This is a genomic window from Gemmatimonas sp., assembly GCF_041689975.1.
Classification (GTDB): Bacteria; Gemmatimonadota; Gemmatimonadetes; order Gemmatimonadales; family Gemmatimonadaceae; genus Gemmatimonas.
Window position 1 is genome coordinate 21046 of the sequence record NZ_JBDNFF010000228.1, and the last position, 22250, is coordinate 43295.

The window sequence follows — 22250 nt, forward strand, 5'->3', positions numbered from 1 at the left end:
TTTACCGACGCCAACCTCCCGATGACCACCACCAGCGCCAGGAAGGCGGTGCTCCCCTGCACCGCCTGCGGCAAGCTCAACCGCGTCGACCTGTCCCGGGCCGACGCCCAGCCAAAATGCGGGACCTGCCGGGTGCCGCTGGTGCTCGATGCGCCGGTGGTACTCACGGACGCCAACTTCGACACCGTTGTCGACAACAGCTCGGTGCCGGTGATGGTGGACTTCTACGCCGACTGGTGCGGCCCCTGCAAGAGTATGGCGCCCGTGTTCGCGGAGTTCGCGAAGCGCCAGCGCGGGCAGGCGATCGTGGCGAAGGTGGACACGGATCGGAATCTGGGCGTCGCGGCACGGTTTGCGATCCGGAGTATTCCCACGATCGTATTGCTACGGGACGGCAAGGAAGCGGCGCGGCAGGTCGGCGCGGTCCCCATGGGCCAACTGGAGCAGATGGTGGTCAGCGCCCGCTGATCACCTTCTTGCGCTCGGCCAGCTCGCTCTCCAATCGCCCGCACACCAATTCGCACAGCTTGAGTACGTCGGCGTCGGCCAGCTCATAGCGCACATACACGCCGTCGCGCTCCCGGCTCACGAGCCCGTGGTTGAACAGAATGGCCAGATGGCGAGACACATTCGCCTGACCCATACCGGTGGCTTCCACCAGCTCGTTGACCGTGCAGGAGCCGCCCCGCAGCTCCTGCAACAGACTGAGCCGCGCCCGGTCGCTGAGGGCCTTGAAACGATCTGCCACCAGGTCGAGCAACTCCGGACGCATCACCTTCTGAGCCATCGGTTCCTCGCTCAATTGATACATGTATACACACCTATGCATATCTAACCAGAGACAACGAGGACGGCAAGCGTCGCCGTCCTCGTTGTCAGCACGCGGTGCCGACTCAGGCCAGCGTCGCTTCGAGGCTGATATCGGCCTTGAGCACGCGCGACACCGGGCAATTCACCTTGGCGGTTTCGGCCAGGGTCTGGAACTGCTCCGCACTGATTCCGGGAATGGTCGCCGACAGCTTCAGCACGATCTTGGTGATCGTCTGGTTACCGTCCACCGGCTCCATGGTCAGCACGGCCGTGGTATTCAGCTCATCGGCGGTGAAACCGGCACCCGCCAGCTGAAACGAGAGCGCCATCGAAAAGCAACCGGCGTGCGCTGCCGCGATCAGCTCTTCGGGGTTCGTACCATTTCGCCCGTCTTCATCTTGAAAACGGAGCTTGAACGAATACGGCTGCGCGTTCAGCGCACCGCTCGGTGTCGTAAGCGTACCGCTGCCTTCCTTGCCCGTGCCCTTCCAGACTGCGTGTGCTGTGCGCTGCATCGACCACCCCTAGCGTGCGAGATCCAGTTCGGACGAACGCCGGACGGCGCCCTCCGCTTCATCGGAGCAATATGCGACCGCAATATACCCGGGCCTTGCCGTCGGGCTTGCCGAGCCCTCATTTAGACACGTCTCTCACCGCCCGGACCTTTGATGCCTGCACCGTCTGCGCTGCCGCGCCGAATGTCGTCCCTCCACGTGGCCGCAACCTTGCTCACCGTTACCGCCGCAACCATATCGGCACAGAGGGCTCCCGCGCCCGTCGTACCGCCCGTCGTACCGCCCGTCGTCTTGCGCGCCTCGCGGGTTGTCGACGGGAGCGGGCGAACGTTGCGCAATCAGGACGTGACCGTGCAGGGTGGTCGGATCACGGCCATGCGCGCGTCGGCCGGAGCGCTGCCCACTGGTGGCATCGATCTAGGTAGCCGCACGCTGCTACCGGGGTTCATCGACACGCACGTCCACCTGGGCTGGTACATCACCGACAAGCAGCGACTGCACGAGGAGCGCGACGGTGACGCGCCGGAAGTGAGTACGCTACAACGCGCCGGAAATGCATGGGCGACCCTGCGCGCCGGCTTCACCACGGTGCAGAGTATCGGCGAGGCCGACAACGCCGTGTTGCGTGACGCGATCAACGCAGGACGCATTCCCGGCCCGCGGGTGATTACCTCGCTCGGCTCGCTCAACGAACGGTCGGGGGGCGGGTCGCCCGATTCCCTGCGCGCCGGCGTGCGTCGCTTCAAAGCACGCGGTGCCGACGTGATCAAGATCTTCGCCTCGAAGTCGATTCGCGACGGCGGCGAAGCTACCATGACGTCCGAGCAGCTCGAGGCGGTCTGCGGTGAGGCCACGGCGCAAGGGTTACGCTCCGTGGTGCACGCGCATTCAGCCAAGGCCGTGCAGCGCGCGGCGCGGGCCGGATGCACGCAGGTGGAGCATGGCGTATTCGCCGACGACGCCACGCGCGCGGTACTGGTGCAGCGCGGCACCTTCTTCGATCCGCAGTGCGGTCTGGTGTTCCATAATTATCTCGACAATAAGCAGTGGTTCGAGGGCATCGGCAACTACAACGCGGCCGGCTTCGCGTCGATGGAACAGGCAATTCCGCTCGCGGAAAAGGGCATCGGTCTCGCCGCGAAGCTGCCCACGTTGAAGCTGGTATTCGGGACCGACGCCGTGGCCGGTGCGCATGGGCGCAATGCCGAAGAGTTGGTGTGTCGCGTGCGCCGTGGCGGTCAGCCGGCGATGGACGCGATCATCAGCGCCACCAGTCGCGCGGCGGAATCACTGGGTCTCGGAAAGGAGATTGGACGGGTGGCAGTGGGCTACGCCGCCGATCTGATTGCGACCGACGGCGATCCCGTGGCGCAGATCGAAGCGTCGCAACATGTGTCGTTCGTGATGAAAGGAGGCCGAGTGTATCGCAACGACGGAGCACGCTTGCCCGGGGTCCGGAAATGACAACGAGACGCAGCTTCCTCAAGACCGCCGGCGCACTTTCGGCCGGAGTGGCCACCGTCGGCACCGTGGCCACCGCGTGTGCGGTGAAGGATCCGACGGCGAGCAATGCGACGGGTCAGGGCAATGATGCCGAGCGCGTGCGTGGCTTCGATCGAGTATTGCTTGACGCCGTCGCCACCGCCGTGTTGCCCGCGTCACTTGGCGTTCCCGCGATTCGCACGGCGACCGATGCGTTCGTGGCGTGGGCCGACGGCTACGAGCCGGTAGCGGAAGAGATGCACGGCTACGGCTACGCCGACGTACGCTACCTGCCAGCCGATCCCTCGCCCGCGTGGCGCGCCCAACTCATGGCGCTGGATCTACTGGCGCACAGACACGGCACGAATGGCTTCTCGACGCTGCCGCTGGCCAAGCAACAGGAGCTGCTTGGTGCGGTGCTGCGCGACCAGCGTGGTGACCGGCTACCGGCGCCACTCGGTGCAACCCATATCGCGGTCGCCCTGCTGGCGCAGTGGTCGTCTGGTCCCGATGCCTGGGATCGGGCGCTCGGCGCACGTGTGGCCCCCGGCGTCTGTCGCACGCTCGCCGATGCCACGCACAAGCCGCTTCCCGTAACCCCTACCAAGACCGCAACCGTGCGCACGGAGCCGCACGCATGATCACGCACAGTGCCGACATCGTGATCGTGGGCAGCGGCATCACCGCCGCGTTGATGGCCGCGTCGCTCGCGGAGAAGACCACGAAATCGATTCTGGTCGTCGAGGCCGGAAAGCCGACCACGCCGTTCGCTGATCGCGTGAAGGCGCGGGAGCGCTGGCGCGCCTACGGCGAGAGTCCGTGGAAACAGGATCACCTCGACGATCAGAACGCCACGGGCAACACGTGGGGCTTCTCGCCCAGCATGAACGTGGGCGGGCTCGCGATGCACTGGGGTGGTGTGTCTCCGCGGTATTCGCCCGAGGACTTCACGCTGCGTTCGATGTACGGCGTGGGCAGCGACTGGCCGTTCAGCTACGACGATCTCGACCCGTTCTATCAGGAGGCGGAAGAGCGGATGGGCGTGGCCGGCGAACAGGGACCGGTGTCACTCGATCCGCGCGGCAAGCCGTATCCGTTGCCGCCGCTGCCGATCAACTACAATCTCGCGCAATTGCAGCAGTGGGCCACGAAGGTCGGCATTGCCACGTGGAGCACGCCCAGCGCGAAGAACTCTGTGCAGCACGATGGGCGCGCGCAGTGCCAGCGGTGCGATACCTGTTATCCCATTTGCCCCACCGGCGCCAAGTACTCGCCCGACTTCACGTGGGATGCATTGGTCGCGCGCAAGCGCATCACGCTCGTAACCGAGACGTTGGTGCGCAAGCTGGAGGCCGATCCGAAAACGGGACGCATCACACGCGCCACCGGTAATCGCACGAATGCCTTGGGCGAGGAGGTCACCATAGAGGGTGGCACGTTCGTGCTGGCGGCCGGCTTCGTATGGTCGCCGCACTTGCTGCTGTTGTCGAAGAGCCGCGTCTTTCCGAACGGACTGGCCAATCGCAGCGGACTCGTTGGCAAGTATCTCGCGGGCCATCGCAATGTGAACGCGTATCTGCGCTTGCCCATGGAGCTGTTCCCGGGCATCAACGTGCAGCACTCGCTGGTGTCGAAGCAGTTCATGCGCGTGCCGCGCTCTTCGCGCTATCTGCGCCACGACCTGCGCATCTGGGAATCGAGCGTGGGCCGTGAGCCGCGGTTGCGCGGCGACGATGGCAGCATCCAGTTCGGCGACGCGCTCATGGAAGACTGGCAGCAGCGCGCGAAGGGGGCGACGGCGCGGGTGCGGGGCTACTACGACGTGCTACCCGACAAGGAGAGTGCACTGTCGCTGAGCGCCGAAAAGACCAACCGGTTCGGCGATCCGATGCCGAATGTGTCGTTCAGAGACGCGCCCGAGAGTGCCGCGCTGAAGGAGTGGCAGGAGGAACAGTTGCGTGATCTGTTCCGCATGATGGCCAAGGCCGGCGGCGGCGAAATTCTTCGCATGGAGAATAGCGCCAACGATCTCGGACAGGAGCATCCAGTGGGTGGCTGCCGCATGGGCACCGATCCCACGCAGAGCGTGGTCGACGCGCACGGCCGCGCGCACGATCACGAGAATCTGTGGGTAGCGGGCGCGCCTGCTCAGCCGACGGCATCGTGCTGTAACGGAACGCTGACCTTCGTCGCGGTCGGACTCCGGACGGCGGCGGCGATCGCCGGCGCCGCCGGGTAAGAGGCCCTCGATTACGGGTGCTTCGCGACCGCGCAGGTGGAGAAACCCAGTATCGTGTACAGCGGGCACGATCCGATGGCCGCCGTGAGCAGTGGGATAAAGCCGAGATAGCCCCACTGCGTCTGCGGGCCGGTAAAGGCGATGGCCAGCAAGCCGAGGCCGAGCGCGACCCGCAGGGCGCGGTCAACGCTGCCGATGTTTTTGGGAAGTAGAGCGGACATGAGTTCTCCAGCGGAGACGGGGGGACGAACGCCACTCTGGCGTTTTGGCGTTCTGGCGTTCTGGCATGAGGCGTACCAAACCCGCCTCGAAGTGGCACGAGAAAGTACCCACTCGGCAGGTCGCTTGGGATTCGGGCTTTCCCTGACACGGGCCGCAGGGGCACCTTTCAGTGGTACGCACCCCCCACCAAATACTGCCGATGCGCCGTTCTCTATTTTCTGCCGTTCTTGTCGGCCCGTTCCTAGCCGCTCCGTTATTCGCCCAGTCGCGTGCGATCACTGCCGCCGATTACGCGCGCGCTGAGCGCTTCCTTGGATTCAACACGACGAATCTGGTGTCGCGCACCGGCGTACAGCCGAGTTGGCTGCCCGATGGACGCTTCACGTATCGCGTGCGACAGGCGGACGGGAGTTCGCCGCTCGTGGTCGTCGACCCGATCAAAGGCACCAAGACCGACTGCACCGCGACGGGTGCCAACTGTCCGGCTGAGCCGGCGCGCGCCAACGGACGTCCTCCCGCCCGCGCCGGCGGCCGCGCGCCAGAGCATGTCTCGCCCAATGGCAAGACCGCTGCGTTCATCCGCGATTGGAACCTGTGGGTGCGCGACGTGGCCACCAACAAGGAAACGCAGGTCACGACCGACGGCGTGAAGGACTTCGGGTACGCCACCGACAACGCCGGTTGGATTCACTCCGATCGTGCGATTCTCACCTGGTCGCCCGACTCGAAGAAGATGGCCACGTTCCAGCAGGATCAGCGTAACGTCGGCGACATGTATCTCTTGAAAACGAAGGTCGGCCATCCGGAACTGAGCGCTTGGAAGTATCCGCTCCCGGGTGACAGCGTGGTGTCGATGATTCATCGCGTGATCGTCGATCTGTCGTCTGCGGCACCAGAGGTGGTGCGATTCAAGATGCCGGCCGATCAGCATCGGTCGTCGGTGTGCGACCACATCTCCTGCAGTGGCGGTGAGCTCTCCGACGTGGAGTGGTACGCCGACGGTTCCAGGCTCGCGTTCCTGTCCAACTCGCGTGACCATAAGATTGCCACCCTGCGTATCGCCGACGCCCTCACCGGCGACGTGCGCGACGTGCTACGCGAAGAAGTGAAGACGCAGTTCGAGAGCGGCGACAACGTGGCCAATTGGCACGTGCTGCCCGCCACCAACGAAGTGATCTGGTTCTCCGAACGCGACGACTGGGGTCAGCTGTATCTCTACGACCTCACTACGGGCGCCCTGAAGTCGAAGATCACCACCGGCGACGGTCCGGTGCTGTCGGTCGAGCGCGTGGACGCGAAGGCGCGCATGATCTGGTTCGTCGCTGCCGGGAAGGAAGTGGGTCGCGACCCGTATTTCCGTCATTTGTATCGCATCGACATGAACGGCAAGGGGCTCACGCTCCTCACGCCGGAAGACGGCGACCACAACACTACGCTCTCGCCCAGCGGTGCCGTGTTCGTGGATAGCTGGTCGCGCGTCGATCTTGCGCCCACGGCAGTCTTGCGCAACGCGAAAACGGGGAAGCTGATCTCGACGCTCGAACAGGGCGACATCTCGAAGCTGCTGGCCACGGGCTGGATGCCGCCCACGCGCATCACCGTGAAAGACCGCAACGGCAAGTGGGACCTGTATGGGTTGATGTGGACACCGACCGCGCTCGACTCGACCAAGAAGTACCCGATCATCAACTACATCTACCCGGGGCCGCAGGGTGGTAGTGTGGGCAGCCGGCAGTTCACAGCGGCCACGCGCGACAATCAGGCGCTGGCCGAGCTGGGCTTCGTCATCGTCGCCATCGATGGTACCGGCAATCCGACGCGTTCGAAGTCGTTTCACGACGCGTACTACGCACGCATGAGCGACAATACGCTCCCCGACCAGATCGCGGGCATGAAGCAGCTGGCCGAACGCTATCGCTTCATCGATTTGGAGCGCGCAGGCATGTGGGGCCACTCGGGCGGCGGCTTCGCCACCGCGTCGGCGATGTTTCAGTATCCGGACTTCTTCAAGGTCGGTATCTCCGAGTCGGGCAATCACGACAACCGTAACTACGAAGACGACTGGGGCGAGCGCTATCACGGCCTGCTCACGAAGAACGGCGCCGTCGACAACTACGAAAAAGAAGCCAATCAGACCCTCGCGAAGAACCTCAAGGGCAAGCTGCTGCTCGCGCACGGCACGATGGACGACAACGTGCCACCCGACAACACGTGGCTGGTCGTGGACGCGTTGATCAAGGCGGGTAAAGATTTCGACCTGCTCATGATTCCGAATGCGCTGCACGGCTATGGAGCCGCGTCGAATTACATGATGCGCCGTCGCTGGGACTACTTCGTACAGCATCTCCTTGGGGCGACGCCACCGAAGGAATACACGATCGGACCGAAGTCATAACATGGAACGTCTCTTCATCATCATTGGCGCGCTTTCTGGCGCGATCGGCGTCGCGGCCGGCGCGTTCGGCGCGCATGCGCTCAAGGCCCGTGTCGAGCCGCGCATGCTCGAAGTGTTCGAGACCGGCGCCCGCTACCAGATGTACCACGCCATCGCGATGCTGGCCGCGGCCTGGATCGTCACTCGCTTTCCGGGAGCGTTGGCCAACGCCAGCGGCTGGCTCTTTCTGGCGGGCACCGTGCTCTTCTCCGGATCGCTCTACGCGATGACACTCACCGGCATTCGCGCGCTCGGCGCCATCACGCCCCTTGGCGGCGTGTGCTTTATCGCGGGGTGGGTGTGTATCGCCCTCGCCGCGATGCGCCGCTGACGCCGCGCTGAATGTTGCTGGCCAACCCTTCCGTTTCTCAGCTCGCGGTCATCGCAGCCATCTCGGCACTGGGAGGTGCCGTGAACTCGATTGCCGGTGGTGGCACGTTACTCACCTTCCCGGCGTTGTTGGCGCTGGGTGTGCCACCCGTATCGGCCAACGCCACCAGCACACTCGCCCTCTGGCCCGGCTCGATGGCGAGCATGTGGGGGTACCGCCGCGAACTGGCCGGTGTCGAGCGATGGGCGCTCCGCCTCGCGATCCCGAGTCTGATCGGAGGCGGTGTTGGCGCCGCGTTGCTGCTGGCCACCACCGACGAACAGTTCCGCGCGCTGGTGCCGTGGCTGGTATTCGGCGCCACCCTGCTGTTCGCGGCACAGGGACCCGTGATGAAGCGACTGCGCGCACGGGTCAGTGCCTCGCCCACGGGCGCGCTCGACCGCCCCCTTAATCCTTCGACGGGCATGCTCATCGCGCAGTTCGCATTGGGCATCTACGGCGGCTACTTCGGCGCCGGCGCCGGCATCGTGATGCTGGCGGTGTTCGGCCTCATGGGGCTCACGAACATCCACCAGATGAACGGCCTCAAGAACTTCAACGGTATCTGCTTCAACGGCGTTGCCGCAATCACGTTCGCGCTGATGGGTCTGGTGAATTGGCCCATCGGCATCGTGATGGCCGTAGGGTCGAGCGCCGGTGGCTACCTGATGTCTGGGCTCGCGCAAAAGGTGCCGCAGGCGTGGGTACGCAACGCCGTCACGACGATCGGATTCACCAGCGCGATCTGGCTCTTCGTGTCGAAGGGCTAGCGGTACTTTCGCATTTCTTGGCCATAAACTGTTGCCTTTCTCCTATGAAAATGCTCCCTTCGGCGCCTACATGAAAATACTGTACCAATTGACCGATCCCTCTTCGAAGACGGTGCGTTCCTGTCTGCGATTTTCACGTTGAACACACGGCGCGGCCAAGTCGTGCGGGTGAGTCTTCAGAGCTCGTGTCCATCCCGCCACGCGACGATCGGGCGGGCGCCGTTGAACTGATCACACAGAGACGAAGAGAAAAGGAGAACACAGAGGTCCATGTTCTCCTTTTCTCTTTGTCTCTTTTGCTCTGTGTGATCAGTTTAGCCGTGCCACGCTTCGCCACAGATTTATGTCGCATTTTCGCGCGCGGCAGGAGACAGGATTCTCCTAGAAAAACTCGTGAAACTTAGCCGTCACAGGACGTGAGATTTGCGAAAGTACCGCTAGGTCGCGCCGGCAAATCCGTTGTGCGCTACCTCACGGAGGTCTGCTTGATCATCCCGTGTGCGAAGTGCGGCTTTCCGTCCTTCATGTCCGGCGTGAAACACATGACGCCCAATTCGCCCTTCGGTACGTCGACCTGGAGATAGACGACGTCGCCCGGCACAATATCAGTGATGCCGCCCATCGGCTTGCCCGGAGGCGCTCCGACGGGATTCTCGGCGAAATTTGCCAGGTCCATCGGTGACTTGCCCGGCATCAACAGCGCCATGAAGAACTCGTGCGGCTGCTTGCCCACGTTGCGCACGGCGATCACGTGCTTGCCCGACGCCAACGGCTTGGAAAACACCATGTCGTAGTCGGAGAGCGTGAGCGTGAGGTCGACGATCGGCGCCGCGGCTTTGCGCGCTGATGGGGTCACCGTGATCGGCTTGATCATCCCCTTCATCAGGTGCGGCGGCCCGCCCGGGCTCGGAATCACGCAGAAGGCGATGTAGTCACCGGCTTCGAGCATACCGCTGAATACCATTTCGTCACCGGGAGCCGGGGCGTTCGGCCCACCGACCGGCCACATCCACTTCGGAGGTGGTCCACCGGACTTGAAGAACGCCAGCACGTCCTCGGGCTTCTTCCCCTTCTCCACTTTCACGAGATACAGGTGGTGGAAATTCCTTACCCTTGTTTGAAAAGCGAATCGTAGTGAGACCGGCCGGTACACTCGACGGCATGTCGAACGCGTAGTCGGTCGCGAAGGCCGAGATCGCGTTCGCTCCCGGCAGCGATGCGAAGCGTGCGGGAATCGCGACCTTGGCGGGCGACTGCGCACTCAGCACTGCGGCCGAAATGACCGACGCGGCGGTAGCCGGCAATACCCGCGTGAAACGATTCAACAGCGTACGGCGAGGCATGATGACTCCGTCCAGAAGGGACCTGCGAAGTGTCGCCGTTCTCCTTTCCTCTTACCCTCTGTGTGATCAGTTCCGCTTTCTCTCGGAATGATCACTTCCCCGGCGACAACACGTCGGCGCGCGGCGGCACCCACGGCGGTATCCACTTCCCGTCCAACGAGCAGCTGACGCCCGGGCCAACCGAAAGCCCCGCGAACCCTCCGCCATCCGCACCAAACCGCGCATCGTCCACCACCGCCACACCGCCTCCGCTCAGCGACCACACCGGTGAGCGATAGAATCGCATGGCGGCGGCGAACTCGCAACGCGTGGCCGCCAGCGCCACGAAATCGGCGCGCGGCACCGCCCACGTCTCCCCCCACGCCACCACCGGCGACGCGGAGAACGGGACCGAACGGGACGCGCCCGCCAGCGAGCCCAGCGTGTTCCGCGCACGTCCCGATCGCGCCGCTACGCAGCCCGCGGCATTCAGCGCGGAGCTCCACGGAGCAACGGCGGCCGTAGTGACGCGGTACTCCGTGGCAGTAGCGGTGACCACGATGGCCGAGAAGCAGCGCGGATCGGCAGCCGATGGCGTGAGCACGACGTCGCGCAGCGAGCCGTCGCTCACCAACTCCCGCACCACCGCGCGCGACTGCGCCGACGACAGAAAAAACATGTTCGTGACCACGACCCACGCCGCGATACCGGTGAACGGACGCGCCGCGGGGGCCACAGCACGCTGCAGCAACAGACCAATTAGCGTCATGACTGTCACGGCCAACGCGACGGGCGACGACACCTCACCGGCAAACCAGCAGAGCGCGAGCACGGCGGCCAGCGCCACGAGCAACAGCACGCGTCCGAACAGTCGGCGCGGCCCCCACACGAGCGGCGGAATCGCCGTTACCATGAGCCACGGTTCCACGATGAAGATCGCGTCGCCGTAGTACCAGCGATTGTCGAACGGCCAGAACGGGTGCACACCATAGCTGTTGGTGAAATCGAGCAGCAGGTGCGACAGCGTACCGACAATCGCCAACACGAGCAGCGCCCGCGCACCAACCCGTGACACGATGGCCGACGAAGGATCGAGCCGTTCGTGCCCCTCGAGCCCCCGCTGCCACCACCACCGCGTAGCCGCCCAGAGCAGCACCGCGCCCACCAGCGCCCACACCACCGTGTGCGTGTGTCCCCGATGGTGCAGCAGGTACCCCAGCTTGCCCATCGCCACCATCGGCCCCGAGTACACGAGGTCCACGTCGGGGAATTCAGCAGCGGCAATCCCAAGCACCACGGCGGCGCGACGAAAGCGCGCCAGCGACGGCGCCTCTACCCCACCCGGGGGGGCGAGACCGATGCGACGCTGAACATAGGAAACGGTAGCGTCTGCCATGAGCAGACCGGCCAGAGCATGCGTGACGTTATCCACGCGTGGTAGTTGAGCTCGTGCCTGCCCGCTGTCAACCGATCGGACTAGCGCAGGTGTGTGGGCCGGTACACGGCGACCCGCGATCCTTCCGCCACGAACATCGAGCGCGGCGTTACCGACAGCGGCTGCACGAACGCGTCACCGTACAAGTCGCGCACATCCGCATTGAACGACGGAGCCTCGGCCTGCCACACCCGCCATGACGGATGCGCCACCTGATACTCCACCGTGCTGCCGTTTCGCTGCCGGGTGTAGCCCCAATAGTGCTCGGCGATGAACTCGGACTCCGACCCGCGCACCAGCGGTCGCGGCTCGCCGACGGCGGTCGCGCTCACCTGTTGATGCTGCGCGTTCCCGAACCATCCGTACATCAGACGTCCAGGCGACCCCATAAGCGTGGGCGGCACGCGACTGTGCATCGGCAGGGCCGTGTAGGGCTCGTTGTAGCAGAGCCGCGCGGTATACGCGATCGCCACCCGCGGCACGAGCTCGCGCACGAACACCGCGCCACGGCGGGCCGATCCATCGGGCATGGGGCGCTTCACGTAGAAGCGCAGATTCACTTCGTCGAAGTCGCGGTGAAACGGCACCGGGATGCCCAGCAAGCGCGTGTCCAGAAAGCGAAAACCCACGATGCTCGCCAAGGCGCGTCCCTCGAACAAATCGAGCACCGTATGCTTGGGCACGAGCGGCTCGAGCACCGCCCGCGGGATCTCGTAGTTGAGCATCACGAGATACCGCCACTCGGCGGTCAGAAACGGACGACGGGCGACTTGATCGGGTGTGGTCATCCCAGATCAACCCGCCCGCCGCTGCGGCGTTCCCGCACGCATGCCGCCACTGCTTACATCGCGGTCTTTGCAGTGTTGCCCAGCGTGAAGCGCGCGATCCATTCGTACTCACGCTTCATGCGGTCCATCTGGTGGTAATACTCGGTGAAGCCATGCCCCTCGCGCGGATAAAACACCAGCTCGGTGGTTTTACCGCGATCCTTGAGCGCGCGATAGAACTCCATCGGCTGTCCAATGGGCACGCGCTCGTCATTACCGCCGTGCAGAATCAGCAACGGTGTGGTGACGTTCGCGCTGTAGCTGATGCCCGAGCGCTCGAGGTACTTCCGGATGTTCGCGTTCACGATCGAGCCGTCGTACTGCGGATCGCCGAAGAACGTGTTGATGTAGCCCGGAATGTCCGTCGTGCCAGCCATCGACAGCAGCGACGGCAAACCGGCGCCCATCATCGCCGCCTTGAAGCGTCCCGTCTGCGACACCACCCACGATGTCATGTAGCCGCCGTAACTCCAGCCTTCGAATGCCATGCGCGTGGAGTCGGCGATACCGCGCTTGATGAGCTCATCGACACCGGTCATGATGTCGCGGTAATCACCGCCGCCCCAGTCACCGGTGTTGGCGTGCATCCACCATTCGCCGTAGCCGGTGGAGCCGCGCGGATTGGGATACAGCACCGCCCAGCCACGCGCCGCGTATGTCTGTCCAGGGCTGGTGCCCGCCTTGAAGCCATTGGTATGCGCGCCGGTCGGTCCGCCATGCGCCGACACCACCAACGGCACGCGTGCGCCTTCGGTGTATCCCACCGGCAGCAGCAGCACGCCTTCCACTTCGCGACCGTCCTTCGACTTCCACGTGATCACGCGCGACGCGCCGAGGGTGCGCTCGCTGAGCCAGGCATTGGTCGTGGTGATGCGCGTGGGCGTGGCACTGCCGTTCTGCACGTACACTTCGCCCGGCATGTTCGGCGTATCGAGTACCATCGCGAGCTTCACGCCATCGCTGCTGGGCGAGAGCCCCTGCACCAGCACGTCCTTGGTGCGCTTGCTGTAACTCTTGCTCGCCACGTCGTACGCATACAGCGAGTTCCACACGCGATCGCTGGCGGTGAACCAGAGCTGCTTGCCGTCGGGTGACCAGCGCGGCGCGCTCGGGCTCACATCGAAATCGGCGCGGGCATGATTGGTGACCGTGCGCGTGGCGATGTCGAACGTGATCAGACGGGCATTCCGCAGCGTGCGCGGCATGATGCCGTCTTTGTGCGGCGCCATCTCGTGCGGCAGCATCGTGAACGCCAGCGTTTTCCCGTCGGGTGAGAACTGCGGCGCCGACTCGGCGTCGTTGGTGATTGTGATCGCATCGAGCGCGAGCGACGCCACATCGACTACATAGGCGTTGCCGCGTTCGTCGCGGATCATCGGCGTCGGCGACGCGCGAAATCCCAGCTTCCGGCCATCGGGCGACCAGTTCGGCACGCCGCTCACGGTGTACGCACCCGTCGTGACCTTGGTGGCCTTGCCCGACGACACGTCTACCACCCAGAGGTGATTGAGACGGAAATCGTCTTCGTACACTTGGGGATCGTCACGGCGGCGAATCTTCGCGTCCTGCTCGCGCGTGAGCGTATCAGTGGTCACGATGGCAATACGCGATCCATCGGGCGACCACACGTACGACGACACGCCATCGCGCACCGTGGTGAGTTGACGCGACTCGCCACCGTCGGCCGGCAGCAGCCAGATCTGCGGCTTTGGTGCGTCGTCGCCGGTACCCGTCCCTCGTGCGGACACGAAGGAAATCGTGCGGCCATCGGGTGACCACTGCGCTTGGCTTTCGCCGCGCTCACCGAACGTGAGCTGACGCGGTGTGCCGCCGGCCGAGGGTACCATGAACAGATGCGAGCGACGTTCGTGTTTATCGCCGAGCGCGGTGTCACCCTTGGCATTCGGATGCTCCCACGCGCTGATGGCGTAGAGCACGCGTGCGCCGTCGGGCGCCATGGCCACGCCGCCCACCGACTTGAGTCGCATGATGTCGCTATCGTCGAGTCCCTTCGACTGCGCGAACGCGAACGACGGCGAGAGCGACAGCACGAGCAACGGCGCGGCCACGAACGCGGCACCGAGAACAGCAGGCCCACGGAGACGAAGCGACATGGGCGTCCTCTTACTTGAAGATGTTGAGGAGATTGGTCACGAAGCCGGAATGCTCGGCCTGCGCCTTCTCGAGAATCTCGAGTTCGCCTTTGTCGAGCCAGATCCCTTCGCAGGTGGCGCAGGTATCGACGATGACGTGGTGCGACTCGCGCGGCACGAGCGGTGTGCCATCGCGCGGGCATTTGTTCCGATCGGCGGCGACCTGAGCCGCGCGCTCGGCGTCGGCTTTTTCGCGCATTTCCTTGCGCAGGTCGGCGTCGACGCGGGCGAAGTATTCGTCTTCGTTCCGGCTGGGCGTGTGCTCTATGGCCATGGCAATTCTGATGCGTGAGGGGAAGCGTCCGATGACCTGCTAAGAAACGCGTCCCTCACCGGCATCCGCAAGGCGAGGCGCCGTCGCTACACCGCCACGTTGACGCGCGCGTACGGGATGATGTCGAGCCGCGCGAAGGGGATTTCCTCGCCCGATTGCTCGTCGAGTCCGAACGTTTCCGGCGAGGTGGCCAGCCGTTCCAGGGCCGCGTCGATTTCCGCGATTTCGGCCGAACGACGGGTGGAGACGGACGCTTCGAGCTCCTCGTTGGCGACATCGGTGCCGAGGTCAGCCATATGGGTCGGAAACTTGGAGAGATCGCCGGCGAGATCCTGGCTGTCCTCGGACGACTCCTCGCTGACGAAGTCCTGAAGCTGCTCGAGGAGGCGGGTTCGCTCCTCGTGGAGTCGCTTTTCGAGGTGCTGCAGCTGCTTGGTGGTCAATGACATGGGAGTTCCTCGTACACGGTGACGTCGTCATGGCGAGCTAGAGCGCACGCCGGCGGGAAGAGCGCTACGGCTCACTTGCATGGATCGGTCCAAACGCGCACGTCGCGGCACCGGATTGTTGCGGAGGGCGCTACGTTACGGCAGGGTGGCGGCAGTGTTCGTCGCGCCTAACCCGACCCATTTCCCGAAGAGGAGCCGCTCGATGTCCGATCAGGGTTCGTTCACCGCCGAGCACCGCTCCTTCGAATGGGAGCTCGTGCTCAAGTACGAGGACCTGTCGCTCCCGGCGGCCGAGTGGAACGAAGCCACGCTGGCGGTGGTGGCCGGGTGGTATGCGAAGAACCTGCCCAGTGAGCAGGCGGAGGCGCGGTACGAGAAGTCGTATCACCGGAACCGCCGTCGTCTCACGAACCGACTGGATCCGGCGTCGGTGGACACAGCCGCGATCGAGAAGCTCGACGAGGTGTGGGAGTCGTTGCTGACGCGGGTGCTGCAGGCGAAGAAGTAGGGGGCTTGTCGTGCGTTACGACGCATGCGCATGTGCCGCAGCCAGGTCCGTCTCGTTCACCCGTCGAGCACCATGCGCATCGATGCAATCTCCCGTAGCCGATCCAGAACCAGCTCGTCGACACCGTCGAACAGTGGTTGGCGAGACGCAATGTGAGATCGAATAGCCGCGATACCGCGTAAGTTGTTCAGCAGCGCGTGGCACCTATTGGCGATCAGCACCCGGACGTCGTTCTTCATGGCGCGGACTTCGGCTGGCAGAACGGGTCGCGTGGCGAGTATCGTCGCGATGTGAGACAGATCCTTGCTCGCGACCGGTGAGGCTGCGCCGCGGTCCGCGTAGGCCGCGACTTTGAGCCGAAGCAGCCCGACGGCCGTCGCGTGTCGCACCAGCGGCGGCAGATCGGTCTCGACCGCATGATCGATCACCCAGGGATCGTTCTCGCTACCGGTACCTCCGGTGTGGCGACCGCGGGACACGCAATCGAAGACGCCGCCGCCCGGAGCGAGCCATCGGTCAGCGTGCGCCCGCTGACGCATATCATTGCGAAAGCCTCGGGCACGCAGCGCCTCCTCGAAAGCGAACTTGTGGCTGTACGACGTCGTCGCAGTGACCGCATCCACATCGTCGGTGGCACGCGACGCGGAGATCACGTGCTCCACCGTCTCCATCAGCGGAAGCAGCGATGCACCGATGAACACCACCCGTTTGCGCAGCGACTCGCCCAAGAGCTCGGCCACCTGTGCCATACGACGCACGGCGGGGCTCTCGAGGCGTCCGGGGAGAGTCCCGGACGTGCGCTCGATGTCACTCACACGCTGACGTCTGCAAACGCTCGCCAAGCAGCTTCCCGGCCACCTCGCGGTCGCGTGCCGTGCCCACACGAATCGCGTCGACGAGGGTCAGCAGGTCATACAGGCCTGGCGCATGCTCGGCCAATGACGCGGCGGCGGGAATCAACGGCTCGACGCCCTCGGCGACCATCGTACCCGTGCGCGAGGGCCACACCAGCGGATCGACGAGGCCGCTCAACGTCTGCTGCAGCAACGGCGCGCTGTGCGCCGTGGGGACGCCGCACTGCCGCCGGAACCGAAGCATGCGCGGTGCTGGGACTGACGCGGAGCTGGGCGCCGAGTTCAGCGAAAGCGGGGGTGGATCGACCCGCAAGGCTGAGGGCGACCGCGACGTCCACGGGTTATAAAACTAAAGCCGTAGTGCGGCTCCATTCTGTGTTCGGATACGTCGTATCCTGAATTACTACATTCATTTACGCAACACAGTAAAGCTTCCATTCGGTGTCGCCGAATATCGAATGCGAGATGGAGTACGGGGAAATCACGAATACCTGCGAACGATGCCAGAACCCTTCGCGGTCATCCCAAAAAGAAACGGCCACAGCGACCGAAGTCACTGTGACCGTTCGTATTGCCCCTCTATGGAAACGAACCTGGAACCTTCTGAGTCAGAGGCGCTCTGGGGGCGCAAATCGACGGTCCAGTTTGCGATTTGGGCCAAACGACGCCATCGAATCGCAAATGCGGTGCATCGTTTCGCGGGCCAACTGAGCTTTGGCGATCTTATCGCCAAAACGCGCGCGACCCGATCCGAGTCGCCGCCATCCGCTTAGCTCCGCTGTCGAAGTTGAAGAGGGTTAAACGCTGCGTTTGGCCGATGTCCGGCCACCCGAATCCAGCCGAGAGGGCACGGACAGCGCGCTCCAACTCGGACGAGCACGCCCGCGACGGTACTCCAGCAATTGCCATCGTCGAATACCGTCGTGGCACTGCGCATGACTCAGCCCCCGCCGGTCCGCCCGCCGCCAGGCCGCACGCTCTTCGACTCCGGCCGCACCCGGGCCGGCCAGTCCGCGGTACCCGCACCGCCGACGGGACGGGCGTTCCCTGATGGCTACGGCGACTGCTGGATTCAGCCGCTCGCTTGTGGCCCCGCTTGAGTCGCTTCGCACGGGCCGGTTCCGCGCTACGGGGCGCGCGAGAGCCGCGCTTCGTCGCGCCTGTGGGCCTTTTGCGTGGACCAGACTGATAGTCGCTCTTCAATCGACACACGGCGTTCCCAGACACCGCAACGACACGAAATGCGAGAACTCTTAGAACTCTAGTTGACAGGTGCCCGGAGCGGATGTATCGTCAACTAGACTTCTAGGAGAGGAAATGGCGACGTCGTTCACCGAACGCGAGTTGGACATGATGGCGGTGCTCTGGGACCGGGGGCCGTCTACCGTCACAGAGGTGCGGGAGCATATCGCCGACCCGCTGGCGTACAACACCGTCCTCTCCGTCCTCCGCACCCTGGAGGAAAAGGGGCACGTCGGCCACGCTGAAGAAGGACGGGCGCACCGCTACGTCGCGCTGGTCTCTCGTGAAGCGGCCGGGGCGAGCGCCCTGCAGCGGGTGGTCACCAAAGTCTTCGGGGGATCACCGGAGCTGCTCCTGACGCATTTCGTGCGGGACCGCAAACTGGACGCCGACGAGTTGCGGCGGCTGCGGCGAGTGCTCGATGAGCGGCTCGAAGAGGATGCCTCGTGATCGCGGCGTGGATGCTGTATCTGATCGCGGCCTCGGCGCTTCTTGCCGCCGCGGCCGTCGCCGGCGAGCGATGGGCGCTGCACGCCGGACAGCCGACGCGCCTGCCGTGGGTGCTGGCCCTGCTCCTCGTGCTCGGCATCGCCGTGTCCACCGCCGACCGCCGCAACGAGCCGGCGGTCGGCACCCTCCGAGCCCCGCAGCGGGAGAGTAAGGGCGATGGCGAGATCTCGACGGCGGTGCCGCGTGCGACGACGCGTGGGATTTACCAGCGCCTTGCGTGGGTTGTGCCGGAGGCCGTTCCAGTGCCAAGCACCCTGTCGCGCCTCGACTATCCGCTCTTGAGTTTGTGGGGATTGGCAGCCGTCGTCTAGGGTGGGATTCTTCTCACGTCTGCGCGGCGCACACACCGGCTGCGCGCCGCGTGTCGTGCGGCCGAGATCGACGGGACGCCGGTGTATGTCTCCCACGACGTGGGCCCGGCGCTCGTCGGATTGCTTCGACACAGCATCGTGCTACCTGAGTGGGCGCTGCGGCTCCCGGCTGCTGATCGCGCGTTGATCCTGGAGCACGAGCGGGAGCAGGCGCGTGCCCGGGATCCGGTGGCAGTCGCGGGCGCCGCCATGCTCGTGCTGCTGTTCCCTTGGAATCCGTTGGTCTGGCTGATGTTCGGGCAACTCCGGCTTGCAGTCGAAGTCGACTGCGACGCGCGGGTACTTGCCCGCACAAAGGATGTTCGCGCGTACGGGTCGCTCTTGCTCACTGTGGGCGAGCGATCCCTCCCTGGCGCCACTCCCGTCATGGGGCTGGCCGAAGCAGCATCTCACCTCGAACGGAGACTTCAGCAGATGACCCGTCCCCGTCCCACCAACCGTTCGCTCCGCATCCTCGCCACCGGCCTGTTGACCGTTGTCTTGCTCGGCGCCGCGTGGAATGTGCCGCGCCCGGCATCCGGTGGCCCGAGTGCCGTCGCCTTGCGTCAGGCGAACGTTCTCGAGTACCGCTGGATTGAGAACACACCCAGCACCACCGCGGCAGCGACCCGATACACCGACCCTGTCACGGGCCAAACACTTGTTCTGACCGATTCCGTCATGCTGGATCTCACCGGCATTGACTCGGCGTGGGTCGCATCCGGTTTTGACGACAGCGTGCGCGGCGTCGCGGTGTCGCTGACGGCCTCCGCGGCAGCCCGCGTTGGCGCGCAAACAGCGACGCATATTGGTCGGCGCATTGCCGTCGTGATCGATGGACGCGTCGGCCTCGTAGCCACCGTGAACACGGCCCTAGGCCGTGTGCTGCCGGCAGCAGAAGGGTCACCAGCGGTGGCGGACTCGCTCGCGCGTCAGATCAATCAGCTCTCGAAAGCACTGCGCCCACGCTAGCCGGGCAACGGGACCACGGGACCACGGGACCACGGGACCACGGGAGGGGGGTGGCCCGTTTGCATATCGAACCAGCGGTGTGGCTGACGACAACCTCATCAAGTCTGGTATGTTGCGGGAGAGCACTTGTGAGGCCGCCGGTTTCAACGAATAGAAGCCACAGCTGGCGTTCCCTCCCGCGGGTACGGCTGGGTGCACCGCCCCAAATTCCGCGGGTATATTTTACATGGGCCCAGGGGACCGCGTCTGGGATATGATGGGAGGGACATCGGCGGTTTCGCGGTATGGTTACTCTTGCGGGATGCCCTCCCTGCCGATACTTTTATAAGCGAGACGCGACCCTGTACACGGGTTGCTCTCTTTCCGAAGGCCTACGCAGCGATGCGCGGGCCTTCGTGCGTTATGAAGCTGTATTGCGTCTACATTGACGAGTTCGGCCATGTCGGGCCGTTCGTCAGCCGCGACCACCCCCGGTACAACACCAGCCCTATCTTTGGCTTGGGTGGCATCCTTGTGCCATCGGAAGAAGTGCGCAACCTCGGCGAATTTTTCCTCGCGCACAAAGCCCGCTTCTTGGGTCAGGAGATGCGCGCGCATGGTGTGACCGACCCCCTGACGTGGGAAAAGAAGGGGTCGGCGCTCTACACCGCGCAAAACTACACGAAGTATCGCCGTCCCCTGACCGACGGCACCCGGCGTCTCCTGAACCGCCTCCGGGACTTCGGCGGCCGAACACTCTACCTTGGTCAGAAGAAGACTCCGGTGGTTGATGCGTTCGACCCAAAGGCTTTATCGAAGCACCTTGGAACTGCTGCTCCGGAAGCTGGAAGAATTTGCGGCCAGCGAGGCAGCACAGCTCCTTCTCGTGATGGATGAGCATCAAGACCGTGACGCGTGGGTGGATCAGGCTGCCCGTATGATGTACCAGAACGCGGACAAGCTTCGCCACTTCATCGAACCCCCGTACCAAGTGGAGAGCCACCGGTACCAGACCGTCCAGTGCGCAGACTGGATCTGCGGGCTCATCGGTCGGTTTGGGGCCTATCGCGCCGACCCTGATGCGTACAGCGATTGGCAATGGGCTGAGCAGGTCTTTGCTCCCCGGATCGATGATCTTGCCCTTTGTAAACAACTGACCCTCATTCTCCCGACCGCGGAGCTTAGTGCAACCGCGAAGCCCCCGTATGCGCCCGAACTGGGGCCGGAGCCCAGCGGCGAGGATTGAGAGGCCGGTGCAGGCGCACCGGGCGCCGGCACGCATGGCCACCCGTGAGCAACGAGCCTCTCCGCTCGGGTCATATGGCTTTCTGCGACCGTGCCGGCCAGACTAGCCTGAATTTCTCACGAGTGCTCGAGATCGGCAGGTTTCGGGGCGCGCGAGTGGGTTGAAGTTTTGGTTCGGTGAAAATGGCGAGTGTTTTGGCCGTCACGGGGACGTGATCGGGCGGTAGCGGCGCTGGCGGAACGCCTGCGCGCGGGGTTTGCGGGGGGGATGCTGGAGACGGGGTTACGACGCGGCCCCGCAGGGGGATTCGCATGAGACGTGGCGTTGATTCCGCGAACGGTTACCATCGCGTCGGACATCGGTGCAGCGTCGCGTGTACCTGCGCGAAGAGCGTCGCATACGGACAGCCACTCGCTTGAGCCAGCCATACGTTGCGCACCGTGACGCGGATGCGCGCGCCGGTGTTCGCCCGCGAAGAAGTACCGCGGGGGATCGCAGGAGAGCCCGTCGTCGTCGTGAAAGAAACGTCCTTCCTGCGCGCCATGCACCGGATCATCGGTCGCGTCGAGATCCAGCACGATCTCCGTCGGCGCCGTCGGCGCCGTCGTGTGCGCCTGCACGAACGCGTGCACGAACCGGCGATCCACCGCGTCGTGATCCACCGTGATCTTCTTGTTGCGCTCGCGGTCGGCGACGGTCGCGCCGCTCAATTCGAGGCGATTGAGCGAGGCCATTCACGCGCTGGCGCACCAGCGACGCCACGGCATGCGTGACTCGCGGGTATCCCGATGATCCGCGAAGCATGCCGCAAACTGGGCCAGGAGGCCCGTCGCCCGATCCACTTTGCGCAGCAGCACCGCGCCGCTGTCGGAGGTCAGCGTGCCCCCATCAAACCGCGCCACCACTTCCCGCCCCGCGACCCCTTGAAACGGCAACGGTTCGCTCGTACACGCGGTGGACATAGCGGCCGTCTCCGTGTTGCGCGTAAGGTGTTCTCGACGAGCCCCTTTTGCCACGCGAAGCGGCCGTTATGTAATACCTCCGTGAGAAATTCGGGCTAGCGCGCCCAGAACCGCGGCGACTTCCGTTCGGAGTGCGCTGCACCGCGCGAATTCGGAATCCTTGTCACACGCCCTGAAGCCCCAAACGCCGCCTCAGCGTAAGCTGGTGCGGCGTTTGTGATTGCCCCTCTAGGAATCGAACCTAGAACCTTCTGAGTCAGAGTCAGACGCTCTGCCAATTGAGCTAAGGGGCAGCTGGCACGACGGGGCACAACCCCCGCTGAGC

At 64.5% G+C, this 22250-nt stretch carries 27 protein-coding genes and 1 tRNA gene; 13 read left to right on the forward strand and 15 right to left on the reverse strand.

Going from position 1 to position 22250, the window contains the following annotated elements; all coding sequences use genetic code 11:
* Window positions 1-21 precede the first annotated feature (21 nt).
* Complete coding sequence (trxA, locus tag ACESNG_RS14310) at window positions 22-468, forward strand: thioredoxin (RefSeq protein ID WP_373062188.1); 447 nt, start codon at window positions 22-24, stop codon at window positions 466-468.
* On the opposite strand, the gene ACESNG_RS14315 is transcribed toward trxA, so the two are convergent.
* Window positions 455-787, reverse strand: a complete 333-nt coding sequence (locus ACESNG_RS14315) for an ArsR/SmtB family transcription factor (RefSeq protein WP_373062190.1) — start codon at window positions 785-787, stop codon at window positions 455-457. The two genes, trxA and ACESNG_RS14315, sit on opposite strands and share 14 nt — an antisense overlap.
* Before the next feature lie 106 nt (window positions 788-893).
* The gene (locus ACESNG_RS14320; protein ID WP_373062192.1) at window positions 894-1325 is read right to left on the reverse strand and encodes an OsmC family protein; all 432 of its coding nucleotides are present in this window, start codon (window positions 1323-1325) and stop codon (window positions 894-896) included.
* A gap of 153 nt (window positions 1326-1478) precedes the next feature.
* Here ACESNG_RS14320 and ACESNG_RS14325 point away from each other — a divergent pair, with 153 nt between their 5' ends.
* Genes ACESNG_RS14325 through ACESNG_RS14335 form a run of 3 tightly spaced genes read left to right on the forward strand, consistent with a single transcriptional unit; the run spans window position 1479 to window position 5046 of the window.
* Window positions 1479-2789, forward strand: coding sequence for an amidohydrolase family protein (locus tag ACESNG_RS14325; protein ID WP_373069487.1), 1311 nt, complete (start codon window positions 1479-1481; stop codon window positions 2787-2789).
* The gene (locus tag ACESNG_RS14330) at window positions 2786-3448 is read left to right on the forward strand and encodes a hypothetical protein (protein ID WP_373069489.1); all 663 of its coding nucleotides are present in this window, start codon (window positions 2786-2788) and stop codon (window positions 3446-3448) included. Before ACESNG_RS14325 ends, ACESNG_RS14330 begins: the two co-directional genes overlap by 4 nt.
* Complete coding sequence (locus tag ACESNG_RS14335; protein WP_373062198.1) at window positions 3445-5046, forward strand: GMC oxidoreductase; 1602 nt, start codon at window positions 3445-3447, stop codon at window positions 5044-5046. The genes ACESNG_RS14330 and ACESNG_RS14335 overlap by 4 nt, the downstream gene beginning before the upstream one ends.
* Before the next feature lie 11 nt (window positions 5047-5057).
* On the opposite strand, the gene ACESNG_RS14340 is transcribed toward ACESNG_RS14335, so the two are convergent.
* Window positions 5058-5267, reverse strand: a complete 210-nt coding sequence (locus ACESNG_RS14340) for a DUF2892 domain-containing protein (protein ID WP_373062200.1) — start codon at window positions 5265-5267, stop codon at window positions 5058-5060.
* A 200-nt stretch (window positions 5268-5467) separates the two neighbouring features.
* Here ACESNG_RS14340 and ACESNG_RS14345 point away from each other — a divergent pair, with 200 nt between their 5' ends.
* From ACESNG_RS14345 to ACESNG_RS14355, 3 genes are read left to right on the forward strand one after another with little or no spacing between them, the layout of a single operon-like run.
* Window positions 5468-7663, forward strand: coding sequence for a DPP IV N-terminal domain-containing protein (locus ACESNG_RS14345; protein ID WP_373062202.1), 2196 nt, complete (start codon window positions 5468-5470; stop codon window positions 7661-7663).
* A 1-nt stretch (window position 7664) separates the two neighbouring features.
* Complete coding sequence (locus ACESNG_RS14350; protein WP_373062204.1) at window positions 7665-8033, forward strand: DUF423 domain-containing protein; 369 nt, start codon at window positions 7665-7667, stop codon at window positions 8031-8033.
* 11 nt (window positions 8034-8044) lie between these two features.
* Entirely contained in the window at window positions 8045-8842 is a 798-nt protein-coding gene (locus tag ACESNG_RS14355) for a sulfite exporter TauE/SafE family protein (RefSeq protein ID WP_373062206.1), read from the forward strand.
* 466 nt (window positions 8843-9308) lie between these two features.
* On the opposite strand, the gene ACESNG_RS14360 is transcribed toward ACESNG_RS14355, so the two are convergent.
* The 7 genes from ACESNG_RS14360 to ACESNG_RS14390 form a co-directional block, all read right to left on the reverse strand.
* Window positions 9309-9806, reverse strand: a complete 498-nt coding sequence (locus tag ACESNG_RS14360; RefSeq protein ID WP_373062208.1) for a hypothetical protein — start codon at window positions 9804-9806, stop codon at window positions 9309-9311.
* A 4-nt stretch (window positions 9807-9810) separates the two neighbouring features.
* Window positions 9811-10185: a hypothetical protein gene (locus ACESNG_RS14365; protein ID WP_373069491.1), complete on the reverse strand. Its 375-nt coding sequence runs from the start codon at window positions 10183-10185 to the stop codon at window positions 9811-9813.
* Between the two features lie 91 nt (window positions 10186-10276).
* Window positions 10277-11596: a metal-dependent hydrolase gene (locus ACESNG_RS14370; protein WP_373069493.1), complete on the reverse strand. Its 1320-nt coding sequence runs from the start codon at window positions 11594-11596 to the stop codon at window positions 10277-10279.
* A 44-nt stretch (window positions 11597-11640) separates the two neighbouring features.
* Window positions 11641-12387: a YqjF family protein gene (locus tag ACESNG_RS14375; protein ID WP_373062216.1), complete on the reverse strand. Its 747-nt coding sequence runs from the start codon at window positions 12385-12387 to the stop codon at window positions 11641-11643.
* A gap of 53 nt (window positions 12388-12440) precedes the next feature.
* Window positions 12441-14540 carry a prolyl oligopeptidase family serine peptidase gene (locus ACESNG_RS14380; RefSeq protein ID WP_373062218.1) on the reverse strand — a complete coding sequence of 700 codons (2100 nt, stop codon included), beginning with the start codon at window positions 14538-14540 and terminating at the stop codon, window positions 12441-12443.
* A gap of 10 nt (window positions 14541-14550) precedes the next feature.
* Window positions 14551-14853 (reverse strand): zf-TFIIB domain-containing protein, encoded by a 303-nt coding sequence (locus ACESNG_RS14385; protein ID WP_373062220.1) that lies wholly within the window; start codon window positions 14851-14853, stop codon window positions 14551-14553.
* A gap of 86 nt (window positions 14854-14939) precedes the next feature.
* Window positions 14940-15302 carry a TraR/DksA family transcriptional regulator gene (locus ACESNG_RS14390; protein WP_373069495.1) on the reverse strand — a complete coding sequence of 121 codons (363 nt, stop codon included), beginning with the start codon at window positions 15300-15302 and terminating at the stop codon, window positions 14940-14942.
* 202 nt (window positions 15303-15504) lie between these two features.
* Here ACESNG_RS14390 and ACESNG_RS14395 point away from each other — a divergent pair, with 202 nt between their 5' ends.
* The gene (locus ACESNG_RS14395) at window positions 15505-15810 is read left to right on the forward strand and encodes a hypothetical protein (protein WP_373062224.1); all 306 of its coding nucleotides are present in this window, start codon (window positions 15505-15507) and stop codon (window positions 15808-15810) included.
* 56 nt (window positions 15811-15866) lie between these two features.
* Here ACESNG_RS14395 and ACESNG_RS14400 read toward each other — a convergent pair whose 3' ends face one another.
* A complete protein-coding gene (locus ACESNG_RS14400; protein WP_373062226.1) occupies window positions 15867-16568 on the reverse strand; it encodes a hypothetical protein in 702 nt (233 codons plus the stop codon).
* 49 nt (window positions 16569-16617) lie between these two features.
* Window positions 16618-16908 (reverse strand): hypothetical protein, encoded by a 291-nt coding sequence (locus ACESNG_RS14405; RefSeq protein WP_373062228.1) that lies wholly within the window; start codon window positions 16906-16908, stop codon window positions 16618-16620.
* A gap of 1073 nt (window positions 16909-17981) precedes the next feature.
* Here ACESNG_RS14405 and ACESNG_RS14410 point away from each other — a divergent pair.
* From ACESNG_RS14410 to ACESNG_RS14430, 5 genes are all read left to right on the forward strand, one after another.
* Entirely contained in the window at window positions 17982-18356 is a 375-nt protein-coding gene (locus tag ACESNG_RS14410; RefSeq protein ID WP_373062230.1) for a BlaI/MecI/CopY family transcriptional regulator, read from the forward strand.
* A gap of 11 nt (window positions 18357-18367) precedes the next feature.
* Complete coding sequence (locus ACESNG_RS14415; protein WP_373069497.1) at window positions 18368-18727, forward strand: hypothetical protein; 360 nt, start codon at window positions 18368-18370, stop codon at window positions 18725-18727.
* An 81-nt stretch (window positions 18728-18808) separates the two neighbouring features.
* On the forward strand, window positions 18809-19738 hold the full coding sequence (locus ACESNG_RS14420; protein WP_373069499.1) for a M56 family metallopeptidase: 930 nt from the start codon (window positions 18809-18811) through the stop codon (window positions 19736-19738).
* Between the two features lie 402 nt (window positions 19739-20140).
* Window positions 20141-20614, forward strand: a complete 474-nt coding sequence (locus ACESNG_RS14425) for a DUF3800 domain-containing protein (RefSeq protein WP_373062588.1) — start codon at window positions 20141-20143, stop codon at window positions 20612-20614.
* Window positions 20508-20963 carry a DUF3800 domain-containing protein gene (locus ACESNG_RS14430; RefSeq protein ID WP_373069507.1) on the forward strand — a complete coding sequence of 152 codons (456 nt, stop codon included), beginning with the start codon at window positions 20508-20510 and terminating at the stop codon, window positions 20961-20963. Before ACESNG_RS14425 ends, ACESNG_RS14430 begins: the two co-directional genes overlap by 107 nt.
* A gap of 116 nt (window positions 20964-21079) precedes the next feature.
* Here the strand turns inward: ACESNG_RS14430 and ACESNG_RS14435 are convergent, their stop codons facing one another.
* The 3 genes from ACESNG_RS14435 to ACESNG_RS14445 form a co-directional block, all read right to left on the reverse strand.
* Window positions 21080-21697, reverse strand: coding sequence for a transposase (locus ACESNG_RS14435; RefSeq protein ID WP_373062584.1), 618 nt, complete (start codon window positions 21695-21697; stop codon window positions 21080-21082).
* Entirely contained in the window at window positions 21698-21925 is a 228-nt protein-coding gene (locus ACESNG_RS14440) for a transposase (protein WP_373062582.1), read from the reverse strand. It abuts the gene before it with no gap.
* 220 nt (window positions 21926-22145) lie between these two features.
* A tRNA-Gln gene (locus ACESNG_RS14445) sits at window positions 22146-22218 on the reverse strand.
* Window positions 22219-22250: the final 32 nt, after the last annotated feature.

Bases quoted from the DNA above. Each gene is read 5' to 3' on its own strand.
- ACESNG_RS14345 (WP_373062202.1), top strand. From the start codon at position 5,468: ATGCGCCGTTCTCTATTTTCTGCCGTTCTTGTCGGCCCGTTCCTAGCC.
- ACESNG_RS14430 (WP_373069507.1), top strand. From the start codon at position 20,508: ATGCGTTCGACCCAAAGGCTTTATCGAAGCACCTTGGAACTGCTGCTC.
- ACESNG_RS14395 (WP_373062224.1), top strand. From the start codon at position 15,505: ATGTCCGATCAGGGTTCGTTCACCGCCGAGCACCGCTCCTTCGAATGG.
- ACESNG_RS14315 (WP_373062190.1), bottom strand. From the start codon at position 787: ATGGCTCAGAAGGTGATGCGTCCGGAGTTGCTCGACCTGGTGGCAGAT.
- ACESNG_RS14415 (WP_373069497.1), top strand. From the start codon at position 18,368: ATGCTGTATCTGATCGCGGCCTCGGCGCTTCTTGCCGCCGCGGCCGTC.
- ACESNG_RS14365 (WP_373069491.1), bottom strand. From the start codon at position 10,185: ATGCCTCGCCGTACGCTGTTGAATCGTTTCACGCGGGTATTGCCGGCT.
- ACESNG_RS14390 (WP_373069495.1), bottom strand. From the start codon at position 15,302: ATGTCATTGACCACCAAGCAGCTGCAGCACCTCGAAAAGCGACTCCAC.
- ACESNG_RS14380 (WP_373062218.1), bottom strand. From the start codon at position 14,540: ATGTCGCTTCGTCTCCGTGGGCCTGCTGTTCTCGGTGCCGCGTTCGTG.
- ACESNG_RS14385 (WP_373062220.1), bottom strand. From the start codon at position 14,853: ATGGCCATAGAGCACACGCCCAGCCGGAACGAAGACGAATACTTCGCC.
- ACESNG_RS14435 (WP_373062584.1), bottom strand. From the start codon at position 21,697: ATGGCCTCGCTCAATCGCCTCGAATTGAGCGGCGCGACCGTCGCCGAC.
- ACESNG_RS14360 (WP_373062208.1), bottom strand. From the start codon at position 9,806: ATGGTATTCAGCGGTATGCTCGAAGCCGGTGACTACATCGCCTTCTGC.
- ACESNG_RS14355 (WP_373062206.1), top strand. From the start codon at position 8,045: ATGTTGCTGGCCAACCCTTCCGTTTCTCAGCTCGCGGTCATCGCAGCC.
- ACESNG_RS14405 (WP_373062228.1), bottom strand. From the start codon at position 16,908: ATGCTTCGGTTCCGGCGGCAGTGCGGCGTCCCCACGGCGCACAGCGCG.
- ACESNG_RS14410 (WP_373062230.1), top strand. From the start codon at position 17,982: ATGGCGACGTCGTTCACCGAACGCGAGTTGGACATGATGGCGGTGCTC.
- ACESNG_RS14375 (WP_373062216.1), bottom strand. From the start codon at position 12,387: ATGACCACACCCGATCAAGTCGCCCGTCGTCCGTTTCTGACCGCCGAG.
- ACESNG_RS14425 (WP_373062588.1), top strand. From the start codon at position 20,141: ATGAAGCTGTATTGCGTCTACATTGACGAGTTCGGCCATGTCGGGCCG.
- ACESNG_RS14440 (WP_373062582.1), bottom strand. From the start codon at position 21,925: ATGTCCACCGCGTGTACGAGCGAACCGTTGCCGTTTCAAGGGGTCGCG.
- ACESNG_RS14330 (WP_373069489.1), top strand. From the start codon at position 2,786: ATGACAACGAGACGCAGCTTCCTCAAGACCGCCGGCGCACTTTCGGCC.
- ACESNG_RS14335 (WP_373062198.1), top strand. From the start codon at position 3,445: ATGATCACGCACAGTGCCGACATCGTGATCGTGGGCAGCGGCATCACC.
- ACESNG_RS14320 (WP_373062192.1), bottom strand. From the start codon at position 1,325: ATGCAGCGCACAGCACACGCAGTCTGGAAGGGCACGGGCAAGGAAGGC.
- ACESNG_RS14350 (WP_373062204.1), top strand. From the start codon at position 7,665: ATGGAACGTCTCTTCATCATCATTGGCGCGCTTTCTGGCGCGATCGGC.
- trxA (WP_373062188.1), top strand. From the start codon at position 22: ATGACCACCACCAGCGCCAGGAAGGCGGTGCTCCCCTGCACCGCCTGC.
- ACESNG_RS14340 (WP_373062200.1), bottom strand. From the start codon at position 5,267: ATGTCCGCTCTACTTCCCAAAAACATCGGCAGCGTTGACCGCGCCCTG.
- ACESNG_RS14325 (WP_373069487.1), top strand. From the start codon at position 1,479: ATGCCTGCACCGTCTGCGCTGCCGCGCCGAATGTCGTCCCTCCACGTG.